This window comes from Streptomyces sp. GESEQ-35, assembly GCF_017948485.1.
Taxonomy (GTDB): Bacteria; Actinomycetota; Actinomycetes; order Streptomycetales; family Streptomycetaceae; genus Streptomyces.
Map to the genome: position 1 here is coordinate 95,764 of NZ_JAFFSX010000027.1, position 24,492 is coordinate 120,255.

23 protein-coding genes are annotated in these 24,492 nt (G+C 70.4%); 12 read left to right on the forward strand and 11 right to left on the reverse strand.

Annotated elements, in window-relative coordinates; all coding sequences use genetic code 11:
* Positions 1-16 precede the first annotated feature (16 nt).
* Both KCH87_RS37900 and KCH87_RS37905 read right to left on the reverse strand, forming a co-directional pair.
* Positions 17-1,615 carry an FAD-dependent oxidoreductase gene (locus KCH87_RS37900; protein ID WP_210592407.1) on the reverse strand — a complete coding sequence of 533 codons (1,599 nt, stop codon included), beginning with the start codon at positions 1,613-1,615 and terminating at the stop codon, positions 17-19.
* Positions 1,616-1,666: 51 nt separating this feature from the next.
* Entirely contained in the window at positions 1,667-2,764 is a 1,098-nt protein-coding gene (locus tag KCH87_RS37905; protein ID WP_308299013.1) for a LacI family DNA-binding transcriptional regulator, read from the reverse strand.
* A gap of 305 nt (positions 2,765-3,069) precedes the next feature.
* Here KCH87_RS37905 and KCH87_RS37910 point away from each other — a divergent pair, with 305 nt between their 5' ends.
* From KCH87_RS37910 to KCH87_RS37920, 3 genes are all read left to right on the forward strand, one after another.
* Positions 3,070-3,732 (forward strand): NUDIX domain-containing protein, encoded by a 663-nt coding sequence (locus KCH87_RS37910; RefSeq protein WP_210592408.1) that lies wholly within the window; start codon positions 3,070-3,072, stop codon positions 3,730-3,732.
* Between the two features lie 113 nt (positions 3,733-3,845).
* Positions 3,846-4,661: a DUF427 domain-containing protein gene (locus tag KCH87_RS37915; protein WP_210592409.1), complete on the forward strand. Its 816-nt coding sequence runs from the start codon at positions 3,846-3,848 to the stop codon at positions 4,659-4,661.
* Positions 4,662-4,954: 293 nt separating this feature from the next.
* Positions 4,955-6,064: a class I SAM-dependent methyltransferase gene (locus KCH87_RS37920; protein ID WP_210592474.1), complete on the forward strand. Its 1,110-nt coding sequence runs from the start codon at positions 4,955-4,957 to the stop codon at positions 6,062-6,064.
* A gap of 6 nt (positions 6,065-6,070) precedes the next feature.
* Here KCH87_RS37920 and KCH87_RS37925 read toward each other — a convergent pair whose 3' ends face one another.
* Both KCH87_RS37925 and KCH87_RS37930 read right to left on the reverse strand, forming a co-directional pair.
* Positions 6,071-6,856, reverse strand: a complete 786-nt coding sequence (locus KCH87_RS37925; protein WP_210592410.1) for a GntR family transcriptional regulator — start codon at positions 6,854-6,856, stop codon at positions 6,071-6,073.
* The gene (locus KCH87_RS37930; RefSeq protein ID WP_210592411.1) at positions 6,840-7,610 is read right to left on the reverse strand and encodes a PfkB family carbohydrate kinase; all 771 of its coding nucleotides are present in this window, start codon (positions 7,608-7,610) and stop codon (positions 6,840-6,842) included. The genes KCH87_RS37925 and KCH87_RS37930 overlap by 17 nt, the downstream gene beginning before the upstream one ends.
* Before the next feature lie 301 nt (positions 7,611-7,911).
* On the opposite strand from KCH87_RS37930, the gene KCH87_RS37935 reads away from it, so the two are divergent.
* The 4 genes from KCH87_RS37935 (at position 7,912) to KCH87_RS37950 (ending at position 12,508) form a co-directional block, all read left to right on the forward strand.
* Complete coding sequence (locus KCH87_RS37935; RefSeq protein WP_210592412.1) at positions 7,912-8,925, forward strand: sugar ABC transporter substrate-binding protein; 1,014 nt, start codon at positions 7,912-7,914, stop codon at positions 8,923-8,925.
* Positions 8,925-10,004, forward strand: a complete 1,080-nt coding sequence (locus KCH87_RS37940) for an ABC transporter permease (RefSeq protein WP_210592413.1) — start codon at positions 8,925-8,927, stop codon at positions 10,002-10,004. Before KCH87_RS37935 ends, KCH87_RS37940 begins: the two co-directional genes overlap by 1 nt.
* A 4-nt stretch (positions 10,005-10,008) precedes the next feature.
* Positions 10,009-10,923, forward strand: coding sequence for an ATP-binding cassette domain-containing protein (locus tag KCH87_RS37945; protein WP_210592414.1), 915 nt, complete (start codon positions 10,009-10,011; stop codon positions 10,921-10,923).
* Between the two features lie 259 nt (positions 10,924-11,182).
* Positions 11,183-12,508 carry a lipase family protein gene (locus tag KCH87_RS37950; RefSeq protein ID WP_210592415.1) on the forward strand — a complete coding sequence of 442 codons (1,326 nt, stop codon included), beginning with the start codon at positions 11,183-11,185 and terminating at the stop codon, positions 12,506-12,508.
* A gap of 43 nt (positions 12,509-12,551) precedes the next feature.
* On the opposite strand, the gene KCH87_RS37955 is transcribed toward KCH87_RS37950, so the two are convergent.
* The 3 genes from KCH87_RS37955 to KCH87_RS37965 form a co-directional block, all read right to left on the reverse strand.
* On the reverse strand, positions 12,552-13,556 hold the full coding sequence (locus KCH87_RS37955) for a Gfo/Idh/MocA family oxidoreductase (RefSeq protein ID WP_210592416.1): 1,005 nt from the start codon (positions 13,554-13,556) through the stop codon (positions 12,552-12,554).
* A gap of 119 nt (positions 13,557-13,675) precedes the next feature.
* Positions 13,676-14,452 (reverse strand): SDR family oxidoreductase, encoded by a 777-nt coding sequence (locus tag KCH87_RS37960; RefSeq protein WP_210592417.1) that lies wholly within the window; start codon positions 14,450-14,452, stop codon positions 13,676-13,678.
* Between the two features lie 16 nt (positions 14,453-14,468).
* Positions 14,469-15,611: a phytanoyl-CoA dioxygenase family protein gene (locus KCH87_RS37965; protein WP_210592418.1), complete on the reverse strand. Its 1,143-nt coding sequence runs from the start codon at positions 15,609-15,611 to the stop codon at positions 14,469-14,471.
* 118 nt (positions 15,612-15,729) lie between these two features.
* Between KCH87_RS37965 and KCH87_RS37970 the strand changes: the two genes are divergently transcribed.
* Positions 15,730-16,752 (forward strand): LacI family DNA-binding transcriptional regulator, encoded by a 1,023-nt coding sequence (locus KCH87_RS37970; protein ID WP_210592419.1) that lies wholly within the window; start codon positions 15,730-15,732, stop codon positions 16,750-16,752.
* Here the strand turns inward: KCH87_RS37970 and KCH87_RS37975 are convergent.
* Positions 16,742-17,893, reverse strand: coding sequence for a Gfo/Idh/MocA family protein (locus tag KCH87_RS37975; protein ID WP_210592420.1), 1,152 nt, complete (start codon positions 17,891-17,893; stop codon positions 16,742-16,744). The two genes, KCH87_RS37970 and KCH87_RS37975, sit on opposite strands and share 11 nt — an antisense overlap.
* Positions 17,894-18,014: 121 nt before the next feature.
* Between KCH87_RS37975 and KCH87_RS37980 the strand changes: the two genes are divergently transcribed.
* Complete coding sequence (locus KCH87_RS37980; RefSeq protein WP_210592421.1) at positions 18,015-19,025, forward strand: LacI family DNA-binding transcriptional regulator; 1,011 nt, start codon at positions 18,015-18,017, stop codon at positions 19,023-19,025.
* 74 nt (positions 19,026-19,099) lie between these two features.
* Positions 19,100-19,732, forward strand: coding sequence for a hypothetical protein (locus KCH87_RS37985; protein WP_308299014.1), 633 nt, complete (start codon positions 19,100-19,102; stop codon positions 19,730-19,732).
* Here the strand turns inward: KCH87_RS37985 and KCH87_RS37990 are convergent.
* Positions 19,722-20,066 carry a cupin domain-containing protein gene (locus tag KCH87_RS37990; RefSeq protein ID WP_210592423.1) on the reverse strand — a complete coding sequence of 115 codons (345 nt, stop codon included), beginning with the start codon at positions 20,064-20,066 and terminating at the stop codon, positions 19,722-19,724. The genes KCH87_RS37985 and KCH87_RS37990 overlap by 11 nt on opposite strands.
* A gap of 156 nt (positions 20,067-20,222) precedes the next feature.
* Here KCH87_RS37990 and KCH87_RS37995 point away from each other — a divergent pair, with 156 nt between their 5' ends.
* Positions 20,223-20,747, forward strand: a complete 525-nt coding sequence (locus KCH87_RS37995) for a hypothetical protein (protein ID WP_210592424.1) — start codon at positions 20,223-20,225, stop codon at positions 20,745-20,747.
* Here KCH87_RS37995 and KCH87_RS38000 read toward each other — a convergent pair.
* The gene (locus KCH87_RS38000) at positions 20,740-21,561 is read right to left on the reverse strand and encodes a class I SAM-dependent methyltransferase (protein WP_210592425.1); all 822 of its coding nucleotides are present in this window, start codon (positions 21,559-21,561) and stop codon (positions 20,740-20,742) included. The two genes, KCH87_RS37995 and KCH87_RS38000, sit on opposite strands and share 8 nt — an antisense overlap.
* A gap of 109 nt (positions 21,562-21,670) precedes the next feature.
* Here KCH87_RS38000 and KCH87_RS38005 point away from each other — a divergent pair, with 109 nt between their 5' ends.
* Positions 21,671-23,149 (forward strand): glycoside hydrolase family 3 protein, encoded by a 1,479-nt coding sequence (locus KCH87_RS38005; RefSeq protein WP_210592426.1) that lies wholly within the window; start codon positions 21,671-21,673, stop codon positions 23,147-23,149.
* A gap of 70 nt (positions 23,150-23,219) precedes the next feature.
* Here KCH87_RS38005 and KCH87_RS38010 read toward each other — a convergent pair whose 3' ends face one another.
* Positions 23,220-24,446, reverse strand: a complete 1,227-nt coding sequence (locus KCH87_RS38010; protein WP_210592427.1) for a cellulase family glycosylhydrolase — start codon at positions 24,444-24,446, stop codon at positions 23,220-23,222.
* Positions 24,447-24,492: the final 46 nt, after the last annotated feature.

Here is a 24,492-nt window from a genome sequence, read left to right on the forward strand (position 1 = left end):
TCCACACGTGGTGTGTTCAGTAGCCGCGTACGTCCGGCCAGTGGCGCTGCACTCCGTCGCGGTCGAGCAGCCGCGCGAACTCCTCGAACCGCTTGTCCTCGGCCTGCACCTGGTGCGGCTCCACGTCCTCGGCGACGCAGTGCGCGGCCAGGGCACCGGCGACCTCGCCGACGTTCCACTCCACCGGGTGGAGCCGGTAGCAGCCGTTGGTGATGTGGGTGGTGCCGATGTTCTTGCCGGCGGGCAGCAGATTGCGCACCCGGCGCGGCACGAGCGCGCCGAGCGGGATCTCGAACGGCACGGACCCGATGTCGATGTAGCCGTCGCCGCCGGTCGAGGGATGCAGGTCGATGCGGTAGCTGCCGACACCCACCGAGTCGCGGTGCCGCGTGCCGCCGTAGGCGCCGACCAGGTCAATCGCCACGTCATGCTCCGTGACCGTGGTGACCGCCTTGATGCGGCGCGACTCGCGGACGTACGCCGCCTTGGCCAGACCGTCCGCCGTGCCGGTCACGTCCGGGCGGATCCGCAGGCCCGGGAAGCCGGTGCCGCCGTCCGCGCGCGGTGCCTCGGTCTGTAGCCAGTACAGCAGCGACAGCGACAACTGCCGTGCTCCGCGCAGCGCTTCGGCCTCCTGGCCGATGTACGGCTTGAGCCAGTAGTCGTTGAGCGGCCAGTTGACGAGCGTGATGTCGGAATCGAAGGCGCCGGGGGAGTGCAGCTTGCGGGCGAGGATGCGGCGAAAGCCCCACAGTTCCTTGTCGCCGGCGTCGGCGCTCTGGTCGGCGGACACGCTGAGCGGGTCGTGAACGGGATTCGGTACGAAGGTCCGCTCCACCGGCTCCAGCGTGCGCGGGTCGGGTGCCTCGAAGCCGAGCAGCGGGCCCGGCCAGAACGAGGGCCGGTAGCCGCGCCAGAAGCCGTAGTCCTCCGGACGGTCGATCGTGTGGTCCTCGCCCTCGTGGTGGGAGAGGGCGAAACACACCGTGATGCCCTGCTGGTTGAGGGGCTGAGCTTCGTCCGGGGCGTGCGGCTCGTCGAACTCCGCGCGTGCCTCGGCCCCGTTCGCGTGCTCCACGCCCGCGAGGTGGAGGAGTTCGCCCGTCTCGGTGGCGTCCAGGACGTAACGGGCGGTGAGGACGCGATGCGTCCCGGCGCGCAGGTCCTTCAGCGTCACCGACCGTACGACATCGTTGTCAGACTCGGCGGAGATCGGCCGGTGCTCGGTGAGTACGGTCAGCCGCCCCGCTGCACGGTGGGGCGCGAGCATGCCCTCCAGGACGGCGAGGGCGACCTTGGGTTCGTGGCAGAGCTTGCTGACGCGGCCCGCTCCCGGGTTGAGATCGGTGAGCGTCGAGGCCTCGGCCCGCAGCGGGTACCAGTGCCGGTAGTACCGCCGGATCTCCTCGCGCAGCCGCCGGTAGGAGGCGGTGGTGCCGAACCGCTCGACCCACGGGTGCTCGTCGGGCGGTACGGCCTGGCTGGTGAGCTGGCCGCCGATCCAGTCCGTCTCCTCGGTGAGCACGACGCTGCGTCCTGCCCGGCAGGCGGCGAGTGCGGCGGCCACGCCACCGAGACCGCCGCCCACGACGAGGATGTCGGGTTCGGGTATCACGCTTCTCCTAGCTGCTGTTTCGGGTTCTTGGGGGCTCTGTGGGGACCGTGCTCAGGAACGGGTACGCGGCGGTCCGGCCGTCAGGCCCGGACGGAAGACGCAGCCGACAAGCGGTTCTCGCGCCTCCTCGCCCATGACGAGCGCGGACAGCAGTCGCACGGCCGCGGCGCCCAACTGCGGCCGGGGGATGTCGAATCCGGTGGGTTCGGGTTCACCGGCCAGGTCGGCGGGCGGGCTGCCGAGCAGGGCGAGAGACACCTCTCCGGGGCAGTCGAGGCCCGCCGCGCGCACGGCGGAGAGCAAGGCACGCCAGGCCGCCCCGGTGTCGGTCTCCTCCGCGACGAAGGCCGTCACCCCTTCATCCGCCCAGGCACGCAGTCGTTCGGGTGTGAGCTGCCGATGTGGGTCCGCGGACCGGAAGACGGTCGTGGGGCCGGAGGGGAGACCTGCTTCCTGAAGCCCTTCCAGGAAGCCGCGCTGACGGTCCGCCGAAGCGGGCGCGTCGTCGTCCTCACGGACGAGGACCATCCGCCGATGCCCCAACCCGGACAGACGGCCCACGACGTCACGCGTGGCCTCGACATAGTCCGCGCCCACCCATGCCACGCCCTCCAACTCCTCGCGGCGGCCCAGGTGTACGACCGGGAAACCGTCCTCGACCAGCCGCTTGAGCTCCGCCCGGGGTGTGTGCCGACCGAGGAAGAGACAGCCGTCGGCGAGCCGGACCCGGCTCAGGGTGTCGGGACCCGCGGCCCCCGCACCGCCGGTGCTCGACCCGGTGAACAGCACCAGGTCGTAGCCGAGTGCGGCCGCCTCGCGCTCCACGCCGACCAGGAAGGGGTAGTACGAGTGCTGCACATCGGTCGGGAACGTGGCGGTGAAGCTGAACACGCCGAGGAGGTTGTTGCGGGCGGCGGCCAGCCGTCGCGCGGCCGGATCGGGCACGTAGCCCAGGCTGCGGGCCGCCTCCAGGACCCGTCCCCGTGTCTCCTCGGAGATGGTGCGTCCCTTGGCGTCGGGCTTTGCGGAGAGCACCAGGGACACGGTCGCCTGGGACACTCCCGCGAGCCGGGCCACCTCGGCCTGCCGGGGCCGTGACGTACGTCCGGAAGGAGCGGGCGTACGTCCGGGCCGCTTCCTTTGTTCCACAGTGGCTTCTCTCCTCCGGGGCGGGTTCCGGCGCTGTCGACGGCGTTAATGCGCATTAGGTAATGCGCATTAACGAGAGACTGTGCACTTACCCGTCCGGCGGGTCAAGAGTTGGGACAGAAGTGCTGCTCCCGCGGAACCGTGCCGCCAGTGGCGCACGGTATTGCGGCGGATCCGCACCCGGCGCCCGCCCTACGGTCCCGGTGGCGACAGCCCGCCGTTCGCTCCGACTGGTAGAAGTCGGGCATGGCCTATTACCACCGCCCTGCCCACCCGGCTGCACCCCGCCCTTGTGGCGGTGCCCGATGACCGCCGGCATCGACACCCCCGACCGTCGCGGCCGCACCGGACTCGACCGGACCGGCCTGGACCTCACCGGCAACCCGCGCGTGAAGGTGCGGGAGGTGACGCTGCTCTCCAGCCACTGGTACGTCGAGCGCGCCACCACCTTCGACTTCCAGCAGGCCGACGGCACCTGGAGCACCCAGCAGCGCGAGACGCACGACCGCGGCAACGGCGCCACCATGCTGCTGTACGACACCGAACGCGAGACCGTGCTGCTCACCCGCCAGTTCCGCTACCCCGTCTACTTCAACAGCCACCCGGACGGGATGCTGATCGAGACGCCGGGCGGACTGCTCGACGACGATGACGAGCACCCGGAGATCGCCGTACGGCGTGAGGTGGTGGAGGAGACGGGGCACACGATCGGCGCCGTCCGCCATGTCTTCGACGTCTATATGAGCCCGGGCTCGGTCACCGAACGCGTCAGCTTCTACGCCGCCGAGTACGGACCGTCGACCCGCACCCACGAGGGCGGGGGACTGGACGAGGAGGGTGAGGACATCGAGATCCTCGAAGTGCCCTTCCGCAGAGCCCTGGAGATGATCCGCACCGGGGAGATCGCCGACGCCAAGACCATCATGCTGCTCCAGTGGGCGGCGCTGGAGGGGCCGTTCGCGGGCTGACGCGGCGCAGTCCCTTGACTCCTCGCAGCGGGCCCGGCTGGACGCGGCGCACTGACCGTGCCGGTGGGGCGGCTCCGCAGTAGCCTGCTGTGAAAGCCGAAGGAGAGCGGGTCATGTCCATGCTTCCCACCGAGCGAGCCATCCGGACCACCCCCGAAGGCCTCTTCTGGGAGCCCGGCGAACGCTGGGTGCGCGGCGTCAAGGGCGAAGTCACCGTCGTCGACAGCCGGCACCCCGTCCTCGTGTGGGAGCCCGAACTGCCCGTTCCGCAGTACGCGTTCCCGCGCGAGGAGGTCCGTACCGACCTCCTCCGCCCGGCCAAGAACCCGCCGGCCGGCACACACACCGGTTCGCAGATCTTCTACGACCTCGATGTCGACGGCGAGGTCGTGGAGAACGCGGCGTGGACCTTCCCCGCCGCCGACCTGGCCGGGTACATCGCCTTCGCGTGGTTCCTGCGCTGGGACAGGGGCCTCGACCACTGGTACGAGGAGGAAGAGGAGATCTTCGTCCACCCGCGCGACCCGCACAAAAGGGTGGACGCGCTGCCCAGCAGCCGCCATGTCCGGGTCGAGATCGACGGAACGCTCGTCGCCGACACCCATCGCCCGGTGCTGCTGTTCGAGACCGCCCTGCCGACGCGGTACTACATTCCGCCGGAGGACGTCCGCCGCGACCTGTTCGTCCCCACCGACCACCACACGGCATGTCCGTACAAGGGCACCGCCGAGTACTGGTCCTGGCGTGGCGAGGCCGACGTACCGCCGAACCTCCTCTGGAGCTATCCGGACCCCCTGACCGCGGTGGCCGCGGTCAGGGGACGCCTCGCCTTCTTCAACGAAGCCGTGGACATCACCGTGGACGGCGAACGCCTGGAGCGCCCGGTCACCCCGTTCAGCGAGATGCTCGGCACCCGACCGCACCCGTAGCGGTCCACCGGCGGCGCCCTTGATAATCTGTCGCCTCGCCTTTGGGAAAGGGCTGTACGTGACGCTCGGCATGGTTCTTCCATGACCCCTCCTCTCGCGCTTCGCCGCGGGAGTCACAGCCCTGTCCGTTTCCGCGGCGCCATCGTGGCTGGTCGCGCAGTTCCCCGCGTCCCTTCAGGGCGCTGCCGAACCGCAGTGGACTTCACCCGACCTGCCTAGCGCGGACGGTTCGGCCTGCCCCCCTCGTCGAAGTGCGCTTCGTGCCCGCACGTTCCTTCACGAGGAGTTCCGTCCTGTCCACCATCAGCTGGACCGAAGCACATACCGTCCGAACCGCCCGCTGGCACTCCGAGAGCACGACCCCGCCCCCGAGGCAGGTGCTTGTCGCGGACGACCGCATGCGTGCCGACACCGCGTACCGACTGGCCTGCGAAGGCACTGCACTGTTGTGGACGGGCGACTTCCACAACGCCCGCCAGCTGTTGCAGGCGCTGGCCCGGCGCATCGACCGTACGGCCCGCTCCCGCGGCGACAGCCCGCGCGAAGCGTTCCATCTGCACCGCCGGGCCCAGGGCCACCGCGCCCGGGTCCTCGGCAGGCTGCTCGTCCTCCTCGACGGCCACACCCTGCACCTGCGCCGCGCCCCCGACGTGAGCGAGGCCTGCACCGCCGCCTACGGCCCGCCCTGCGGCGACCTCGTCGTCCCGCTGAGGGACCTGCTGGGTGTGATCGGGGCGCACCAGTGGCGCGTCAAGGGCGTCGAGGTACCCGCCCTCGGCGCCCGCATCCACGCCCACTACGGCGTGTTCTCCCCGGTCAGAGGCGAGTACGTCGACCTGGTCGCCGAAGCTCCGCTGCCCGGCCCCGGCACCGCCTTCGACCTGGGGACGGGCACCGGTGTGCTCGCCGCCGTCCTCGCCCGCCGAGGCGCGGACCGGGTGGTGGCCACGGACAGCGGCCTCCGCGCGCTGAAGTGCGCTCGGGAGAACGTCCGGCGGCTCGGCCTCGCCGCTCGCGTCGATGTCATGGGCCCCGCCCTGTATCCGGAGGGCCGGGCCCGGCTCGTCGTCTGCAATCCGCCCTGGCTGCCCGCCCGGCCGACCTCCGAGCTCGAGTACGGCGTGTACGACGCGGACGGCGGCATGCTGGACGGGTTCCTGCACGGGCTCGCCGCGCACCTCGAACCGGGCGGTGAGGGCTGGCTCGTCCTGTCCGACCTCGCCGAGCGCCTCGGACTGCGGACGCGGGAACAACTGCTGAGCACCATCGGGGCGGCGGGCCTGCGGGTGCTGGACCGCACCGACACCCGGCCGCGGCACCCACGCGCGCGTGACGCCGAGGATCCCCTGCACGCCGCCCGCGCGGCCGAGGTCACCTCGCTGTGGCGACTGGCCGTCGGGTGACCCGGATCAGGGTCTGACCAGCAGGCGGAAGTCGAAGGCGTACCGGGACGCACGGTAGATGTGCGTCCCGTACTCGACGGGCCGGCCCGTGTCGTCGTACGCCGTGCGCTCCATGGTGAGCAGGGCCGCGCCCTCCTTCTCGTCGAGGCGGGCGGCCTCGTCGGTACTGGCGTTGCGGGCACCGACGGTCTGCCGGGCGCTGTGCAGGGTGAGGCCGGCGGAGCGCAGGATACGGTACAGGCCGGTCGACTCGAGTCTCGCGGTGTCCAAGGGGAGCAGGTCCGCCGGCAGGTGGTTGCAGAGGAAGGCCACCGGCTGGCCGTGGGTGCGGCGCAGCCGCTCCAGGACGACGACCTCGGCGCCCTCCGCGAGGCCGAGGGCGGCCGCGACGTCCGCGGTCGCCTGCACCCGCTCGTTGCGCAGCACCTCCGTGGTGGGTCCCTGCCCGGCCTCCTCCAAGTCGTCGTAGAGACTGCTGAGTTCGAGCGGCCGCTTGACCTGGCTGTGCACCACCTGTGTGCCCACCCCTCGGCGGCGGACCAGCAGGCCCTTGTCGACGAGGGACTGGATGGCCTGGCGGACGGTGGGCCGGGACAGGCCGAGGCGGGTGGACAGGTCGATCTCGTTGCCGAGCAGGTTGCCCGGCGCGAGGACTCCGTGCTCGATCGCCCCCTCCAGCTGCTGGGCGAGCTGGTAGTACAGCGGTACCGGACTGCCCCGGTCCAGGGCGAAGTCCACCGAGCCGAGCCCGGGGGCGGACCCGGCACGCGCGGAGTCACCGGTCTTCGGCATGGAACCCGGCTTCCTGTGCTGAACGGCCGGAAGAGGCATCGGAAGAGGCAGGGGAGTCGGCCGCGTACCGCACGGTCGTCGCCAGATCCCAGCCGGACAGCAGTCCGTGGCAGAGCGCCCCGCCGAACGCCCCGCCGGTGCCGTGGCCGTTGACCGACTCGACGGCGAGGGGAGGGACCTCGGCCGTGGTGCCGTCCTGGTGCATGGCGAGGACACCTGCGGCGCCCTGCTTGACCACCGCCAGCTCGACCCCCGCGTCGAGCAACGCCTGTGCGCACGCGCGCGGTTCGCGTACGCCGGTCGCGATCTCGCACTCGTCGAGGGTGCCGACCGCGACGTTCGCGTGCCGCAGTGCCTCGGCGTAGTACGGGCGGGCCTCCTCGGGGTCCGACCAGGACTCCGGCCGCCAGTCCAGGTCGAAGACGGTGGTGCCCGCCCTGCCACGGGCCTTGAACGCGGCGAGGACGGCGGATCGTCTGGGTTCGTGGCTCAGACCGGTGCCGGTGATCCAGAAGACGCGGGCCGCGCGGATGGCGAAACAGTCCATGTCGTAGGGATCGTCGCCGGTGCAGGTGAGCACGGCCGCGGAACGGCCCAGGAGGGCGGCGGCGACCGCGACATCCGCGGCGGTGTCTCCGAGGAATCCCCCGAAGGTCTCCGCGCGCGTCAGGGGTGCCCGGGACTGGAGGGGGTAGAGATCAACTCCGATGCGGCCCATCGTGATGAGATCGAAGGGCTGGGCTGACTCGGCCATATGCGCTCCTCGTCGAGCTCTGCTGGGGGAAGCTGGTCCCAGGGGGCCTGCCGACTCTCACGGTTGTAAAGTGCAGAGGGCGTTGCTGTCAATGATTTGTTCTTACATTCGGACCTGAATGTGAAATGATGTCCTAACAAAGTATTGACAGTGGGCGGGTCAAGGGATTGGATCCCGTCCCAGCAGACCAGCCGCGTTCGGCGGTGCAAGACCCGGACCCTGGGGGGGTTCGGGCTTCGGATCCCCGAGATCCGCCGCCTATTCCCGTCGTTCCCCCGTCGCACAGTGAGGTGCAGGACAGATGGACCGCTCTTCTCGCTTCCGCAGATTCGCCCCCGTTGTGGCCGTCGCCGCGGCAGCTGCCCTGACCCTCGCAGGCTGCTCCAGCAGCTCCGGCGGCAAGAAGGCCGAGGAGAGCGCGGACGGCGCCTCCGCGGGCAAGGCCAACACGCCCCGGATGACGGTCGCCCTGGTAACCCACCAGGCGCCCGGTGACACCTTCTGGGACATCGTCCGCAAGGGTGCCGAGGCCGCCGCGGCCAAGGACAACATCAAGCTCATCTACTCCGCCGACCCGAACGCGGGCAACCAGGCCAGCCTGGTGCAGAACGCCATCGACCAGAAGGTCGACGGCATCGCGATCACGCTCGCCAAGCCGGACGCCCTGAAGGACGTCGTGGGCAAGGCGAAGGCGGCGAACATACCCGTCGTCGGCCTCAACTCCGGTGTGAGCGACTGGCAGAAGCTCGGCCTGATGGAGTTTTTCGGCCAGGACGAGACGGTGGCCGGTGAGGCACTCGGCAAGCGGCTGAACGAATCCGGCGCCAAGAAGGCCGTCTGTGTCATCCAGGAGCAGGGCAACATCGGCCTCACCCAGCGCTGTGACGGCGTCGAGAAGACGTTCTCGGGCACGGTGGAGACCCTGAACGTCAACGGCACCGACATGCCGTCCGTGAAGTCGACGATCACCGCCAAGCTCAGCCAGGACAAGGCGATCGACTACGTCGTCGCGCTCGGCGCCCCGTTCGCGCTGACCGCCGCGCAGTCGGTGTCCGAGTCGGGCAGCGAGGCCAAGGTCGCCACGTTCGACCTCAACAAGGACCTGACCGGCGCTATCAGCAAGGGCAGCATCGAGTTCGCCGTCGACCAACAGCCCTACCTCCAGGGCTACTTGGCGATCGACTCGCTGTGGCTCTACAAGAACAACGGCAACTACATGGGCGGTGGCGAGCAGCCGGTGCTGACCGGTCCTGCCTTCGTCGACAAGAGCAACGTCGACGCCGTCGCCGAGTTTGCCGCGAAGGGCACTCGGTGATGGGTATGACCCAGCATGCCGAGCCGGCGGTGACCACACCGCCGGCCCCCGGCCCCGGCAAGGAAACCGACGGGCGGACCACCGAACGGCCCCTGGCGCTGCGGCTGTTGGCCCGCCCCGAGGTCGGTGTCTTCCTCGGCGCCGTGGCCGTGTACGTCTTCTTCCTCATCTCGGCGCCGCCGGTGCGTGACGGCAGCTCGATGGCGAACATCCTCTACCAGTCGTCGACCATCGGGATCATGGCGCTGCCCGTGGCCCTGCTGATGATCGGCGGAGAGTTCGACCTGTCCGCCGGTGTCGCCGTGATCACCTCGGCGCTCACCGCGAGCATGCTCGCCTACCAGCTGAGCATGAACGTCTGGGTCGGCGTGATCGTGGCGCTGCTGGTCTCGCTGGCGGTCGGCTTCTTCAACGGCTGGATGGTGGTCAAGACCGGTCTGCCCAGCTTCCTGGTCACCCTGGGCACCTTCCTGATCCTCCAGGGCGTCAACCTGGCGGTGACGAAGCTGGTCACCGGCAACGTCGCGACCGATGACATCAGCAACATGGACGGCTTCGACCAGGCCAAGGCGATCTTCGCGTCGACCTTCGAGGTCGGCGGCGTCAATGTGAAGATCACCATCGTGTACTGGCTGGTCTTCGCGGCGATCGCCACCTGGGTCCTGCTCCGTACCAAGTACGGCAACTGGATCTTCTCGGTGGGCGGCAACAAGGACAGCGCGCGGGCCGTGGGTGTGCCCGTGACCTTCACGAAGATCTCGCTGTTCATGCTGGTCGGCTTCGGCGCCTGGTTCGTCGGCATGCACCAGCTGTTCTCCTTCAACACCGTGCAGTCCGGTGAGGGTGTCGGCCAGGAGCTGATCTACATCTCGGCGGCGGTGATCGGCGGCTGTCTGCTGACCGGCGGCGCCGGCAGTGCGATCGGCCCGGTCTTCGGCGCGTTCATGTTCGGCATGGTGCAGCAGGGCATCGTCTACGCCGGCTGGAACCCCGACTGGTTCAAGGCGTTCCTCGGCGTGATGCTGCTCGGCGCCGTCCTGATCAATCTGTGGGTCAGCCGTACGGCGACCAGGAGGTGACCCCATGACATCCACCAACGGAACCGGCACTCACGGCGCCATCCTCCAGGACAAGGCCCCCGAGAAGGACGGGCCGATCGTCGAACTGCGCAACGCGGGCAAGGCGTACGGCAATATCCGCGCTCTGCACGGCGTCGACCTGAAGGTCTTTCCCCAGCAGGTCACCTGCGTGCTGGGCGACAACGGCGCCGGCAAGTCGACCCTCATCAAAATCATTTCCGGGCTGCACCAGCACACCGAGGGCGAGTTCCTCGTCGACGGCGAACCGGTGCATTTCTCCACCCCGCGCCAGGCTCTCGACCGCGGCATCGCGACCGTCTACCAGGACCTCGCCGTGGTCCCCCTGATGCCGGTGTGGCGGAACTTCTTCCTCGGCTCCGAGATGACCAAGGGCCCCTGGCCCGTCCGCCGTCTCGACATCGAGAAGATGAAGAAGACCGCGGACGAGGAACTGCGCAACATGGGCATCCTCCTGGACAACCTGGAGCAGCCCATCGGCACGCTGTCGGGCGGTCAGCGCCAGTGCGTGGCGATCGCCCGCGCCGTCTACTTCGGCGCCCGGGTGCTCATCCTGGACGAGCCGACCGCCGCCCTCGGCGTCAAGCAGTCCGGTGTGGTGCTGAAGTACGTCGCCGCCGCCCGCGAGCGCGGCCTCGGCGTCATCTTCATCACCCACAACCCGCATCACGCCTACATGGTCGGCGACCACTTCAGCGTGCTGCGCCTGGGCACCATGGAGCTGAACGCCTCCCGCGACGAGATCACCCTCGAAGAGCTCACCAACCACATGGCCGGTGGCACCGAACTCGCCGCGCTCAAGCACGAGTTGTCCCAGGTTCGTGGCGTGGACGTGGAAGAGCTCCCCGAGGCCGAGGACCTCCGGGCCCTGGGGGCGACCTCCCCCGAAGGGAAGTCCTGACACGGCCCCTGCCTTGGATGCGGTCCCGCGGCGCCTGACCACGGGGAAAGATCCTTGTTAGACAGAGCGTCATATTACTGAAGCGTAATAATCCGAGGTATACCGCGAGTAACTTACGCGTGAGTAGGGTCGCGGCAATCCATTGTGGAGCGGTCCGAGAACGCCGTGGGACGACGTGCGTGCTCGACTCCACCCTGCCCGGTCTCGCCCCACGAGGCCGGGCAGGCCGCTCCGCATTCCTCTCCCCAGGAGGAGCCGCATGTCTCTCGGAAGACGCCTGCTCATAGCGGTGTCCACCGCCGCCTGCCTCGGCGCCCAGGCCCTGCCTGCCGCCGCGGCGACGGAATCGGATGCCGAAGTGGTGTCCCGCGGTGTCACGATCCCCGCGTTCTACAACCCGCCGGCCGCACTGCCGACGGCCAATGGCGCGCTGATCCGCAGTGAGCCGCTGCACCTCGCCCTGAGCCTGCCCGGCCTGAACGGACGGCTGCCGGGCGAGGCGACCCGTCTGATGTACAAGTCCACCGACTCCAACGGCCGACCGGTGGCTGTCACCGGCGCCTACATCGAACCAGCTGCCACCTGGAAGGGCTCCGGTCCGCGGCCGCTCGTCGCGGTGGCACCCGGCACCATGGGGCAGGGCGATCAGTGCGCGGCCTCCATGGGCCTGGAACACCCGCTGAGCCTCAACGGCCGGACGGTGTCCGTCGGTTACGAGAATCTGGCGATCTACCGGCTCCTCGCCAAGGGCGTCGCGGTCGTCGTCACCGACTACGCCGGCCTCGGTGCGACGGACCGGCTGCACAGCTACGTCAACCGCGTCGACGAGGCGCACGCGGTACTGGACGCCGTCCGCGCCGCCCGCACCCTTGCCGGAGCGTCGGTCAGCGCCGGGTCGAGAGTGGGCCTGTTCGGCTACAGCCAGGGCGGCGGCGCCTCGGCCGCGGCAGCCGAGCTCCAGCCCACGTACGCCCCGGAGTTGACGCTTGCGGGCACCTACGCGGGCGCCCCGCCGGCCGACCTGAACGTGGTCACGGAGGCCATCGACGGCAGCGACCTGGCCGGGGCCCTGGGCTGGTCGCTCAACGGCTTCCTCCAGTCGGACCCGTCCCTGCGGCCGATCGCCGACGCGCACCTCAACGACAAGGGCAAGGCCGCACTCAAGGACCTGTCGACGATGTGCGTCGGCGACGCGCTCTTCGGATACGCCTTCGCCAACAGCACGAAGTGGACCAAGGACGGCCGGTCCATCACCGAAATCATCCGGTCCGAGCCCAAGGTCCAGGCCTTCCTCGACGAACAGCGCATCGGCACGTCGAAGCCGACGAGCCCGGTCCGCCTGGCCACCGGCACCGCGGACAACCTCGTCCCGCACGGACAGGCACGCGATCTCGCCGCCGCATGGTGCAAGAAGGGAGTCGACCTCACCTACAAGGCGGTGATCCTGCCCGGCCTCGGCGACGCCCTGCTCAACCACTTCGCACCCCTGCTCGCCGACCAGGGCTCCGCGATCTCGTGGCTGACCGACCGCCTCGCGGGCGAGCCGGCGAAGTCCAACTGCCGGAGCATGCCCGTACAGCCGTGAAAACAGGGCTCGGCGGTCCGGCCGCCGAGCCCCATGGCGTACGTCAGACCGAGCGCACTTCCTCGATCGTCACCGGCCGGTGCTCGTGCACCGACAGCGTGCACGCGTCCGCGATCCAGCCCGCCTCCAGCGCGTCCGCCACCGTGCACGGCGAGGGCCGGGTACCGGCCACGACCTCGGTGAACGCGGTGAGTTCGGCGCGGTAGGCCGCGGTGAAGCGGTCCATGAAGAAGTCGTGCGGGGGGCCGGCCGGGAAGGTCACCCCGGGCTCGACCGAGCGCAGCGGCAGCTTGTCCTCCAGGCCGACGGCGATGGAGTCCTGGAAGCCGTGGATCTCCATGCGGACGTCGTAACCCCGGGCGTTGTGGCGGGAGTTGGAGACCACGGCGATCGTGCCGTCGTCGAGGGTGAGGATCGCGCCGGTGGTGTCCGCGTCCCCCGCCTCCTTGATGTAGTCGGCGCCCCGGTTGCCGCCGACCGCGTACACCTCGGTCACCTCGCGGCCGGTCACCCAGCGGATGATGTCGAAGTCGTGCACCGAGCAGTCGCGGAAGATGCCTCCGGAGGCGGCGATGTAGGCGGCCGGCGGCGGCGCCGGGTCGAGCGTGGTCGACCGTACGGTGTGCAGCTTGCCCAGCTCACCGCTCCGCACGGCGGCACGCGCGGCGACGAACCCGGCGTCGAAGCGCCGGTTGTAGCCGATCTGGATCGGTACGTCGCTGCCCTCGACGGCCTTGAGTACCTCGACGCCCTCGGCCATGGTTCTGGCGACGGGCTTCTCGCAGAAGACGGGGATGCCGGCCTCGACGGCGGCGAGGATCAGGCCCGGGTGGGCGTCGGTCGCAGCGGCGATCACCACCCCGTCGATCCCCGCGGCCAGCACGGCCTCGGGCGAGTCCGCGACCTCGCCGCCGAACTTCCCGGCGGCGGCCTTGGCCGCGTCCGCGAACGGATCGGCCAGGACGAGCGACTCGACCACGCCGAGTCCGGAGAGAGTCTCGGCGTGGAAAGCACCGATACGGCCGAGGCCGAGAATTCCGATACGCATGGGGTGTTGCTCCTTGAGATTGATACAGAGGGTGGTACAGCGCCCCGTAGGGGCGCGGGGAACTGCGCGACCAGCCACAACGGCGCAGCACACGACCGACGACATGGCGAGGCAATTCCTTAGTCGAGACCGCCCAGCACGTTCTGGTCCCAGTCGATCACGGACCCGGTGACCACCCCGGACCGCTCCGACAGCAGGAACACCACGAACTCCGCGATCTCGTCCGGCTGGCCCAACTTGCCCATCGGCACCTTCGCGGCGGCCCGCTCACGCCAGTCGTCCCCCGCGCCGTGGAACGTCTTCTGCGTCGCGTCCTCGCCCTCCGTCGCGGTCCAGCCGATGTTCAGGCCGTTGATCCGGATCCGGTCCCAGCGGTGGGCGTGCGCGGCGTTGCGGGTCAGGCCGATGAGCCCGGCCTTGGCGGCGACGTACGGTGCCAGGAACGGCTGTCCGCCGTGTGCCGAGGACGTGATGATGTTGACGATCGTGCCGGGCGCCTGGCGTTCCACCATGTCCGCGACGGCGGCCTGCATGGTGAAGAAGGGCGCCCTGAGGTTGATCGCGATGTGCGCGTCGAAGAGCTCGGGGGTGGTGTCCAGCAGCGTGCCCCGCGAGGTCAGCCCGGCCGAGTTGACCAGGCAGTCGATCCGGCCGTACGCCGCGACGACGTCGCCGACCGCCGTCCTCGCCTGCTCGGCGTCCGACAGGTCGACCCGGATGAACATGGCCTTTCCGCCGGCGGCCGTCAGCTCGGTCACCAGCCCCTGGCCGGGGCCCGGACGCCGGCCGGTGACGGCCACGACCGCTCCCTCGCGGACCGCGGCCCGGGCGACGGCGGCGCCGACACCCTGGCTGCCCCCGCCCACCAGGACGACCTTGTCGTCGAGAAGTCCCATGTCTTGTAGGTCCCTTTCAGCTCTCGCGCCGTACGGCGCCGGCCCGCAGCTCGTCCCGCAGAGCCTCGGCTGTCCATGCCTCACGCACCGCCCGCCGTACGATGTCCGCCTGTGCGGCCGGGGCCAGACCGTCCACCGGCGGGTCGCTGTCGAGGTTGGTGGGGAAGGGGTAGCCCTCGGCGCTCGCGGCAACGACGTTGTCCAGCCATCGCTCGCCTTCGGACCTGCGCTTCATGAGCACCGGGAAGAGCGCGTTCACGATCGCCTCCCGGTCCACCCTCTCCATCGCGCGGCCGAACGCGGAGGACACCTGGAGGAGGTTGGCCATCCGCCGGATGTCCGCGGAGCGGTTGGTGCCGGCGGCGTGGAACAGGGCCGGGTTGAGGAACGCGGCGTCGCCCTTGGCGAGCGGGAGTTGGACGTGCCGGTCCTCGAAGTACGCCTGGAACTGCGGCAGTCGCCACGCCAGATAGCCGGGCTCGTACCTCTGCGAGTACGGCAGGTACATCGTCGGGCCGCTCTCGACGGGCATGTCGCCGTGCGCGACCGCGCCCTGGAGGGTGAGCACGGGGGAGAGGCGGTGCACGTGCGCCGGGTAGGCGGCGGCCGTCTCGTTGGAGAGGAAGCCCAGGTGGTAGTCCCGGTGTGCGGTCTGCGCCGCGCCGCCGGGGTTGACCACGTTGACCTGTGAGGTGACCTGGTAGCCGGGGCCGAGCCAGGCCTCCGAGACGAGCGCCACGATGTCGTTGGCGTAGTAGCCGGCGAACGCCTCGGGGTCGTACAGGGCCGCCTTCTCCAGGGCGTTCCACACCCGGTCGTTGGCGCCGGGCTTCGCGAAGTGGTCACCGCCGCCCGCACCCGAGGCGCGCTGTTCGGCGATCAGGGCGTCGAAGACGGCGGTCAGCCGGTCGACGGCATCCAGATCGGGAAAGGCCCGCTGGAAGACGACGATGCCGGGTCCGTCGGCGAGCGCGCGGACCAGCTCGGCCTGGATGTCCCGGCGGCTCCCGTCGCGCAGCCGGTCGCTGTCGTAGACGAGGACGTTCTGCGCCACGGACGCGGCGTGGGGGTAGTCGGCGGCATCGGTCTTCCGCTCGACCAGCGCGCGGAAGGCGTCGAGATCGCAGTCCTGCTCGGTGAGCCAGGAGGTGGAGGACATCGTCGTCCCTTCCGTGACAGCGGCGACTCAGTGCTGTCATTCTTGTCAGTACAAACCCCTCGAACAACCAGCAGGCAGCCATCAAAAACCCCTCAAGACAGTCCGAGGAGACGTCCGCATGGGCCACCCCTTCCCGCTCCGGGAGATCGCACGTCAGGCAGGCCTGAGCGAGGCCACCGTCGATCGGGTGCTCAACGGGCGGGGCGGCGTGCGGGAGAGCACCGCGCGCGAGGTCCGGCAGGCCATCGCCGATCTGGACCGGCAGCGCACCCAGGTCCGGCTGGTCGGCCGTACCTTCATGATCGACATCGTGATGCAGACGCCGGAACGGTTCTCCACCGCCGTACGCGCCGCCCTGGAGGCCGAGCTGCCGTCCCTGCACCCGGCCGTGGTGCGCTCCCGTTTCCACTTCCGGGAGACCGGCCCGGTGCAGGAACTGACCGCGACCCTGGACCGGATCGCCCGGCGCGGCTCGCAGGGCCTCATCCTCAAGGCACCGGACGTCCCCGAGGTCACGGCCGCGGTCACCAGGATCGCGGAGGCGGGCATACCCGTGGTGACCCTGGTGACGGACCTGCCCGCCACATCGCGCCTCGCCTACGTCGGCATCGACAACCGGGCCGCCGGTGCGACCGCCGCGTACCTCATGGGCCAGTGGCTCGGGGACCGCCCCGGCAATGTGCTCACCAGCCTCAGCAGCGGGTTCTTCCGCAACGAGGAGGAGCGCGAGATGGGCTTCCGCGGCGCGATGCGCACCCGGCATCCCGACCGTGCGCTGGTCGAGATCGCCGAGGGACAGGGGCTCGACGCCACGCAGTACGACCTCGTCCGTGCCGCCCTGAAGCGCGACCCCGGCATCCGCGCGGTCTACTCGATCGGCGGCGGCAACATCGCGACCCTGCGCGCCTTCGAGGACCTGGGCCGGGAGTGCGTGGTGTTCGTCGCGCACGACCTCGACCACGACAACACCCGGCTGCTGCGCGAGCACCGGCTGTCCGCCGTGCTCCACCACGACCTGCGCCAGGACATGCGGGAGGCCTGCCACCTGGTCATGCGGGCCCATGGAGCGTTGCCGCCCGCGGGACCGACCCTGCCGTCACCGATTCAGGTCGTGACCCCGTACAACATGCCTACGGTGTGACCCAGCTGCCGCTCTCCGCGGACCGGGCCATGGCATCGACTACGGCCGCACTGTGTACGGCGTCCGCGAGTGTCGCTCCGTACGACGTGCCCTCCGCGATCGAGCGGAGGAAGCGGTGGGCCTCGATGACCTTGAGGTCGTCGTAGCCCATGCTGTTGGCCGCGCCCGGCTGGAAGGCGGCGTACTCGCCGTGGCCCGGACCGACGTAGACCGTGCTGACGGGCTGGTCCTGGTAGGTCGTGCCGCTGCTGATGCCGAGTTCGTTCATGCGGCGGAAGTCCCAGAGGACGGCGCCCTTGGTGCCGTGGACCTCGAAGCCGTAGTTGTTCTGCTCACCGACGGCGACCCGGCTGGCCTCCAGGACGCCGCGGGCGCCGGAGGCGAAGCGCAGCAGGCAGCTCACGTAGTCCTCGTTCTCGACCGGGCCGAGTTCGCCGCCCGTGGCGCGGGTGTGGCCGGCGGTGGCGCCGGTGGGGCGGGCCCGCTCGGGGACGAAGATCGCCGTGTCGGCGGTGAGGGACGCGATGTCACCCAGCAGGAAGCGGGCCAGGTCCGCGCCGTGCGAGGCGAGGTCGCCCAGCACTCCGCTGCCGCCGCGTTCCCGCTCGTACCGCCAGGTCAGCGCACCCTCCGGATGCGCCGCGTAGTCGCTGAAGAGCCGGATGCGGACATGGGTGACCGCGCCGATGTCGCCGGCGGCGATCAGCTCGCGGGCGGCCGCCACGGCGGGGGCATTGCGGTAGTTGAAGCCGACCGCGCTCTGCACGCCCGCCTTGGTCACGGCGTCGGCGACCGCACGGGCGTCCTCGGCGGTGAGGCCGACCGGCTTCTCGATCCAGATGTGCTTGCCGGCCTCGGCCATCGCGACGCCGATCTCACGGTGCAGGAAGTTCGGGGCCGTGATGCTGACCGCCTGGACGCGCGGATCGGCGGCCACCTGGCGCCAGTCGCGGGTGGTCGAGGCGAAACCGAACTGCGCGGCGGCCTCCTCGGCCCGGCCGGGCACCTCCTCGGCGACGCTCACGAGCTGGGGCCACAGGGGCAGTTGGGGGTAGTGGTGCAGGACTCTGGCATACGCCTGGGTGTGCACCCGGCCCATCCAGCCGAATCCGACGACGGCGACACCGAGCGCATCCACCATGACAGCCCCTCTTTTGGTCTCTTTGGACCGGTCCATTCCCTGCCCAGGCCACCCTGGGCGCGGTCACTGCCTGTGTCAAGGCCCTTTGACAGGAGCAGGACCTCATGGAACGGTCCACACCATGAGAGCGCCGACGATCCGAGACGTGGCCGAACTGGCCGGTGTCTCCAAGTCGCTGGTCTCGCTGGTGCTGCGTGGCTCCGCCCAGGTGCGGCCGGAGAAGCGGGAGGCCGTGCTGCGGGCGGTGAGCGAGCTCGGCTACCGGCCGAACGCCGCCGCGCGCAGCCTCAGCGAGCAGCGCTCCCGAACGGTCGGCGTCCTCCTGAACGACCTGCGCAACCCATGGTTCGTGGACCTGTTGGACGGCCTCAACTCACTCCTGCACGACAACGGCCTGCACATGCTCCTGGCCGACGCCCGCCTCAACCGCCGTATCGGCCAGGACCTTGCCCGTCCCTTCCTGGACCTCCAGGTCGACGGCCTGGTCGTGGTCGGCACCCTGCCCGACCCGGCGGCGCTCGGAGCGGTCGCCGAACGGATCCCGGTCGTCGTCGCGGGCGCGCGCGAGGCTGTGCCGACCGGCGTCGACGTGGTCGCGGGCGACGACGAGAAGGGCGCGCGGCTGGTCACCGAGCACCTCATCGGGCTCGGCCACCGGCGCATCGCGCACATCGCGGGCTTCGGTGCCGTCGGCGAGCTGCGCCGGCGCAGCTTCGAGGCGACGATGCGGGCGCACGGCCTGGCGGACGGTGCGGTGGTCGAGCCGAGCGACATGACCGAGGAGGGCGGCTACCGGACGACCGTCCGGCTGCTGAGCCGCCCCGACCGGCCGACCGCCGTCTTCGCCGTCAACGACATCGCGTCCGCCGGTGCCCTGTCGGCGGCCGACGAGCTGGGCCTGCGCGTCCCGCGCGATGTGTCCGTCGTCGGCTACGACAACACCGGCATCTCCCGCCTGCGCCACGTCTGGCTCACCACCGTCGACAACGCCGGCCACGAGGTCGGCCGCCGCGCGGCCCGCCGCCTCCTCGACCGGTTCGGGGGACGCGGGGGAGAGGGGGGCGTTCACCTCGCGATGCCGACGCTGGAGATCCGGGGGACCACCGCAGGCCCGAGTGATCAGGTCCGGTAGCCTGGCGGCTCATCGTCCGGGGGGATCTTGTGCGAACGACATCGACCGTGGTCACGGCTGCACTGGTGTGCCTGGTGACAGGTGCAGCCCTGGCCGGCTGTACAGACGGCTCAACTGCGGAGGAGCTGTCGGCCGAGCAGATGCTCGACGACGCGAACGACACGATGAGTGAGCTCAAGTCGGTGACCGTCGAGGCGGTCACCGTCAAGGCCGCCGGTGATCGCTATTCCAGCCGTGTGACGACCGACCTGGCGAGCAGGTGCACGTCCAAGACGACATGGCCCAATGGGGCCGTCCTCGAACAGATCCGGATCGGCGAGACGGACTATGTCCGGCCGAATCGCACCTACATCGACAAGTGGAAGGGCCGGGCCACGGCTGACGGGAAGAAACAGGACATCTGGTCCAAAGTTCCCACCAGTAGGGCGACGCCGGGTGACGGACTCGTAGCCTGCCCCCGGGAGTTCGCCTCCTTCGGCACGGCCAAGAAGGGCGAAACGACCACGGTCGACGGCAGCCCGGCGATCGAGGTGGTAGTGACCGACAAGGCGGACAAGGGCGGCACTTATACCTTCTATGTCGCCACCGAGGGCAGGCCGTACATCCTCAAGACCGTCTACAAGGGCGCCGACCTCGACACCACCACCACGTTCAGTGCCTTCGACGAGCCCCTGGCCGTACGGCCCCCGGCGAAGGTCATAGGTTGATCGCGTACGCCTTGCGCAGCGTCTCGTGCACCGTCCACGTCGTACGGTCGCCCTCGCGCAGCACCGCCATGTCCCCGGGCCCGACCCTCAGCGTCGCCCCGCCCTCGACCTCGATCGTGGCCGAGCCGCTGATCACGACGAACAGCTCGTCCGCCTCGGTGTCGGTGACGATCCCGGGCGTGATCTGCCAGATCCCGCGGACCTGACGACCGTCGTCCGACTCCCACACCACCTTGCCGGTCACCTCGGGCGTCCCGGAGACGATCTGCTCCGGGGCGAGCGGCTCGGGGGCGAGTTCGGCGTCGGGGATGTGGAGTACGAAGCTGTGGGTCATGGGGCGACCCTAGCGAGGGTGATCGTCGGGCGGCGCCGACACAGTGTGGGGGATCGGGCCACGTGGACGGACACTTCGTCGTGTGGCGAGTGGCGGGGACGAAGGTGCCGGGTGATCGTTTACGGGACACTTCGTACGCCCGTGAAATGAGCACCCATGGTGGCCGAACCGGCGTCCCTCCCCGCAACGTCCCCGCACGACACGCGGTCGGCCGTGCTGTTCGGGGGCGTCTACGGATCCGTGCTGGCCTGCGCCATGGTCGCCGCGCTGACCCAGTACGGCCACGCATCCCGCGCGAGCCGCCGCTACGACGCCCTCTGGCTGCTGGTGACCGCGCTCGCCTCCGCCCTCGCGCACGGCTACGCGCACATCATCGCCGAGCGCGGACCGCACCGCGGCTGGGCCGCCCTGCGCTCGGTGCTGCGCACCCTCCTCGACGAGTGGCCGCTGGTCACGGCCGTACTCCCCACCGTCGTCATCCTCGCCGGAGCGGGCTGGGGCTGGTGGCCCCCGAACGGCGTCGAGTACCCGGCGTTCGTCCTGAACATCACCCTCCTCTTCACGCTGGGCCTGGTCACCGCCCGCTGGGCGGGACGCGGCTGGGGCTCCGCCCTGTTGATCGGCGTGGCGGACGCGATGCTCGGGCTGGTCGTCGTCGTGGCGAACGCGGTCATCAAGTAGGGCCCTCTCGCCCGTCGGCCTTCCGGCCGGACACCGTCCAGGCCCGCGCAGTGAGCCGGACGGAGCCGTCCGGCGAGCTGGGGACAGCGGCCCTGAGCCCGTCCCGCAAGCGGTCCCGGTCGGCGGGGGCGAGGGCGGCCACATAGCCCGGCGCGGGCCCCTGTCCGGCGAGGAACGGCTGCCACAGGTCGGTGAAGTCGGCGAAGACGGTGGGCACTTCGACGGGAGCGACGGATACGTCCACGAGGCCCGCGCCGGTCCACAACGCGCGGAGCGGTTCCGGGCGACAGACGGGGAAACGGCGGCCCTCGTCGAGTGCCACCGCTGCCGGGTCCAGCGCGACGGCGGTGTCCCAGAAGCGGCGCAGGAACTGCATGCCTTCGGCGTAGTCCCACACATAGGCCGCGGCCAGACCGCCGGGCCGCAGCGCCCGGACCATCTCGGCGACCGCCCTGGCCGGCGTCGGAAGGAAGTTCAGCGTCAGACCGCTGACCACCACGTCGTACGCCGCACCCCGCACCGGAAGGGACAGCGCGTCCGCCACGACGAAGTGCACCGGGCCGGGAACCGTCGCGCGGGCCGAGCCGACGAACTCCCGCGACCGGTCGCACGCCACGATCCGACGGGGCCGGCGCCTGGCGGCCACGACCGCCGACAGTGCGCCCGTACCGCAGCCCACGTCGAGCCAGCGCAGGGCGTCCGCGCAGTCGAGCCCCGCGACGAACTCCTCCGCCACCGGTCGGCTCCACCGGCCCATGTACCGCTCATAGGCGGGCCCCGCAGCCCACACGTCGAACCGCCGCCGGTCCTTCATGGCTCCACGATCCCGGGAATTCCGGTCGCGAGCGCCACGCGGCCCTGAAATGAATGATCCATCCATGGTTCGGTTGACTTTCGGCTGAGCGATCCAGAGGATTCCAGGGGTGACCCACATCGAGCGCACGCCCCTCAGCCCGGCTCTGCCCTCCGACCTGGACGAGGCGGTCCACCGCTGCCTCGTCGCCGGCTTCGACGGCACCACGTCCGTCCCCGACACGCTCAAGCGGCTCATCGACCGCGGCCTCGGCGGGGTCATCCTCTTCACCCGCAACGTGCGGGACGCGGCGCAGGTCCGCGAACTCACCGACACGCTCCGGGCGTTGCGCCCCGATCTGCTGGTGGCCATAGACAACGAAGGCGGCGGCATCGGGCACCTGGTGAGTGCCGGCGCACCGGAAGCACCCGGCAGCTACGCCCTCGGCGTCGTCGACGACCCCGAGCTGACCGCCCGCTGCGCCGACGCCCTCGCCGGCCATCTCGCTTCGCTGGGCATCACGGCCTCGTACGCCCCGGTCGCCGACCTTCAGCACCAGCCCCTCAACCCGATCGTGCGTACGCGTTCCTTCGGCGCCGACCCCGGCGTGGCCTCCCGGCACCTGGGCGCCTGGATCGCTGCGACCGAGGCGCGTGGGATCGCCTCGTGCGCCAAGCACTTTCCCGGGCACGGGGGCACGGTCACCGACAGCCACCACGAGACGGCCGTCGATCCGCGGCCGTACGACGAACTCGACCTTGCGCCGTTCCGGGCCGCGGTCGCCGCGGGGGTGCCGATGCTGATGAGTGCGCACGTCGTCTTTCCGGCGTTGGATGCCGACCGGCCTGCCACGCTCAGTCCGCGCATCCTGAGCGGGCTGCTCCGGGACGAACTCGGCTTTGAGGGCGTGCTGGTGAGTGATGCGCTGGAGATGAAGGCGATCGCCGACCGGTACGGGGAGGCCGCGGGGGCGCGGCTCGCCCTGGATGCCGGCGCGGATCAAGTCATCGTGGCTGTACCGGATTTGGGGGTCACGTTGGCCTGTCGGGATGCGGTGCTCGATGCGCTGCGGAGCGGGGACCTGCCGGAGGGGCGGGTGCGGGAGGCCGCGGGGCGGGTGCGGTGGCTGGCGGAGCGGTATGCCACACCCCGTGGAGTGGTCGCCGAGTGGGATGCCGGGGTGGGGCTGGAGGGGGCTCGGCGGGCCGTGCGGGGGCGGGGAGCGCCGATGGGGGTGCGTGGGGCGTATGTCGTCGATCTGTTTCCGCCGCCGCATCCGGCGCTCAACTGGGGTGGGGAGGATTTGTTGAGCGCGGTGCGGGGGGTCGACGGTACGGCTTCGGGGGTGGCGGTTGCTGGGGAGCCGGTGGATCACGGTGCGTTGGTGGACGAGGTCCTGCGGACGGCTGGTGACTCGCCTGTCGTCGTTGCCACGTGTGATGCCGGGTTGTATCCCTGGCAGGAGCAGGTGCGGGATGTGTTGGTGGGGCGGCGGTCGGATGTGGTGCGGGTTGACACCGGGCTGCCGGAGGGGGGTGCGTTGTGTTCGTTCGGGCGGGGGCGGGTCAATTTGCGGGCGGTGGCTGAGGTGCTGTGTGGGGTTGTGTGAATGGTGCGGGCCGGTGGGGGCTGGTCGCGCAGTTCCCCGCGCCCCTAGGCAAGCTGGTGTGTGCCTTCGTTCAATTGGGCCGTACCACCTCCTTGATTCCCCGCTCCGCCAAGTAGGTGCCGTCCTGCGCCCGTTCCGCCAGTACCACCGCCGGGCGTGCGCCCTCCTCGCGCATGCGCATCCACGCCTCGAAATACGGGCCTCCCGGACCGGAGACAGAGCGTGTCGACGGCGTGCACTCCAGCAGCAGGGCCGCTTCGCGCGGCGGTGCTGAAGGCGGCTCGGCGCGCAGTTCGGCGACCGTGTCGGCGAGTGCCCTCGCGATCGGCTTTGGCCGGCCCGACGCGTCGAACAGGCCCAGGGTGTATTCCAGTTCGGGGTAGTCGGCCAGGGCGCGGTCCACGTCGTGGGAGCTCCACCAGGTCACGCCCCACAGGCCGGCGCAGTCGGCCGCGTTGAGCAGGGTCGCGCGGGCGAAGGCCGGGGCGTCGGCTGCGGGGATGTGGGGTTCGGGGGCGCCCGTCTCCTGTACCCAGACCGGCCTCGCCGGGTTCTCGGCGTAGGCCTTGGCGAGTTCCGTGCCGTACTCGGCGAGGCGCAGCACCTGGGGCGATCGGGGGCCGTAGCGGCGGGCGCAGTCGCCGGAGAAGACCCAGGGGTGGACGGTCGTGACGTCGCCCTTGCGGGCGGAGGCCTCGGGGGTGAAGGGGTGGTCGTCGCCGTACCAGGCGGCGTCGTAGGCGGAGTGGGTGACCAGGTGGTCCGCGGCGGGCAGGGACTCCCCGGCGGCCGTGAGGAGGGTGTCGAGGTAGTGGTCGACCTCTGCGACCGTCACCGGGTTGTGCTCGACCAGGTTGTTGAGTTCGTTGCCGAGTTGGAGGCCGATGAGGTTGGGGCGGTCGGCGAGGGCTCGGCCCAGGGTCCGTAGGAGCTGTGCCTGTGCCTCGATCGCCTCGGTGTCGGTGAACACGTTGCGGTGATGCCAGCTGCGGGTCCACTCCGGATAGAAGTCGAAGCTGGAGAGGTGGCCCTGGACGCCGTCGACGAGGACGTCGAGGCCCGCCTCGGCCGCGAGGTCCACCAGCTCGACGAGCTGGTCCACGGCCGTGGTGCGGATGAGCGTGCGGTTGGGCTGGAGCAGTGGCCAGAGATGGAAGACGCGGACGTGGTCGAGGCCCAGCTCCGCTATCTGGGCGAGGTCCTCGCGGGCGTGTTCCGCGTCGAAGTCGTGCCAGGAGTGGAACCAGCCGCGGCGGGGTGTGTAGTTGACGCCGAAGCGGGGCGTGGGTGCGCTCATGGGTCCTCCTCGGACGGCGTCGGGCCTTGTCTCCGGCGAATGTATC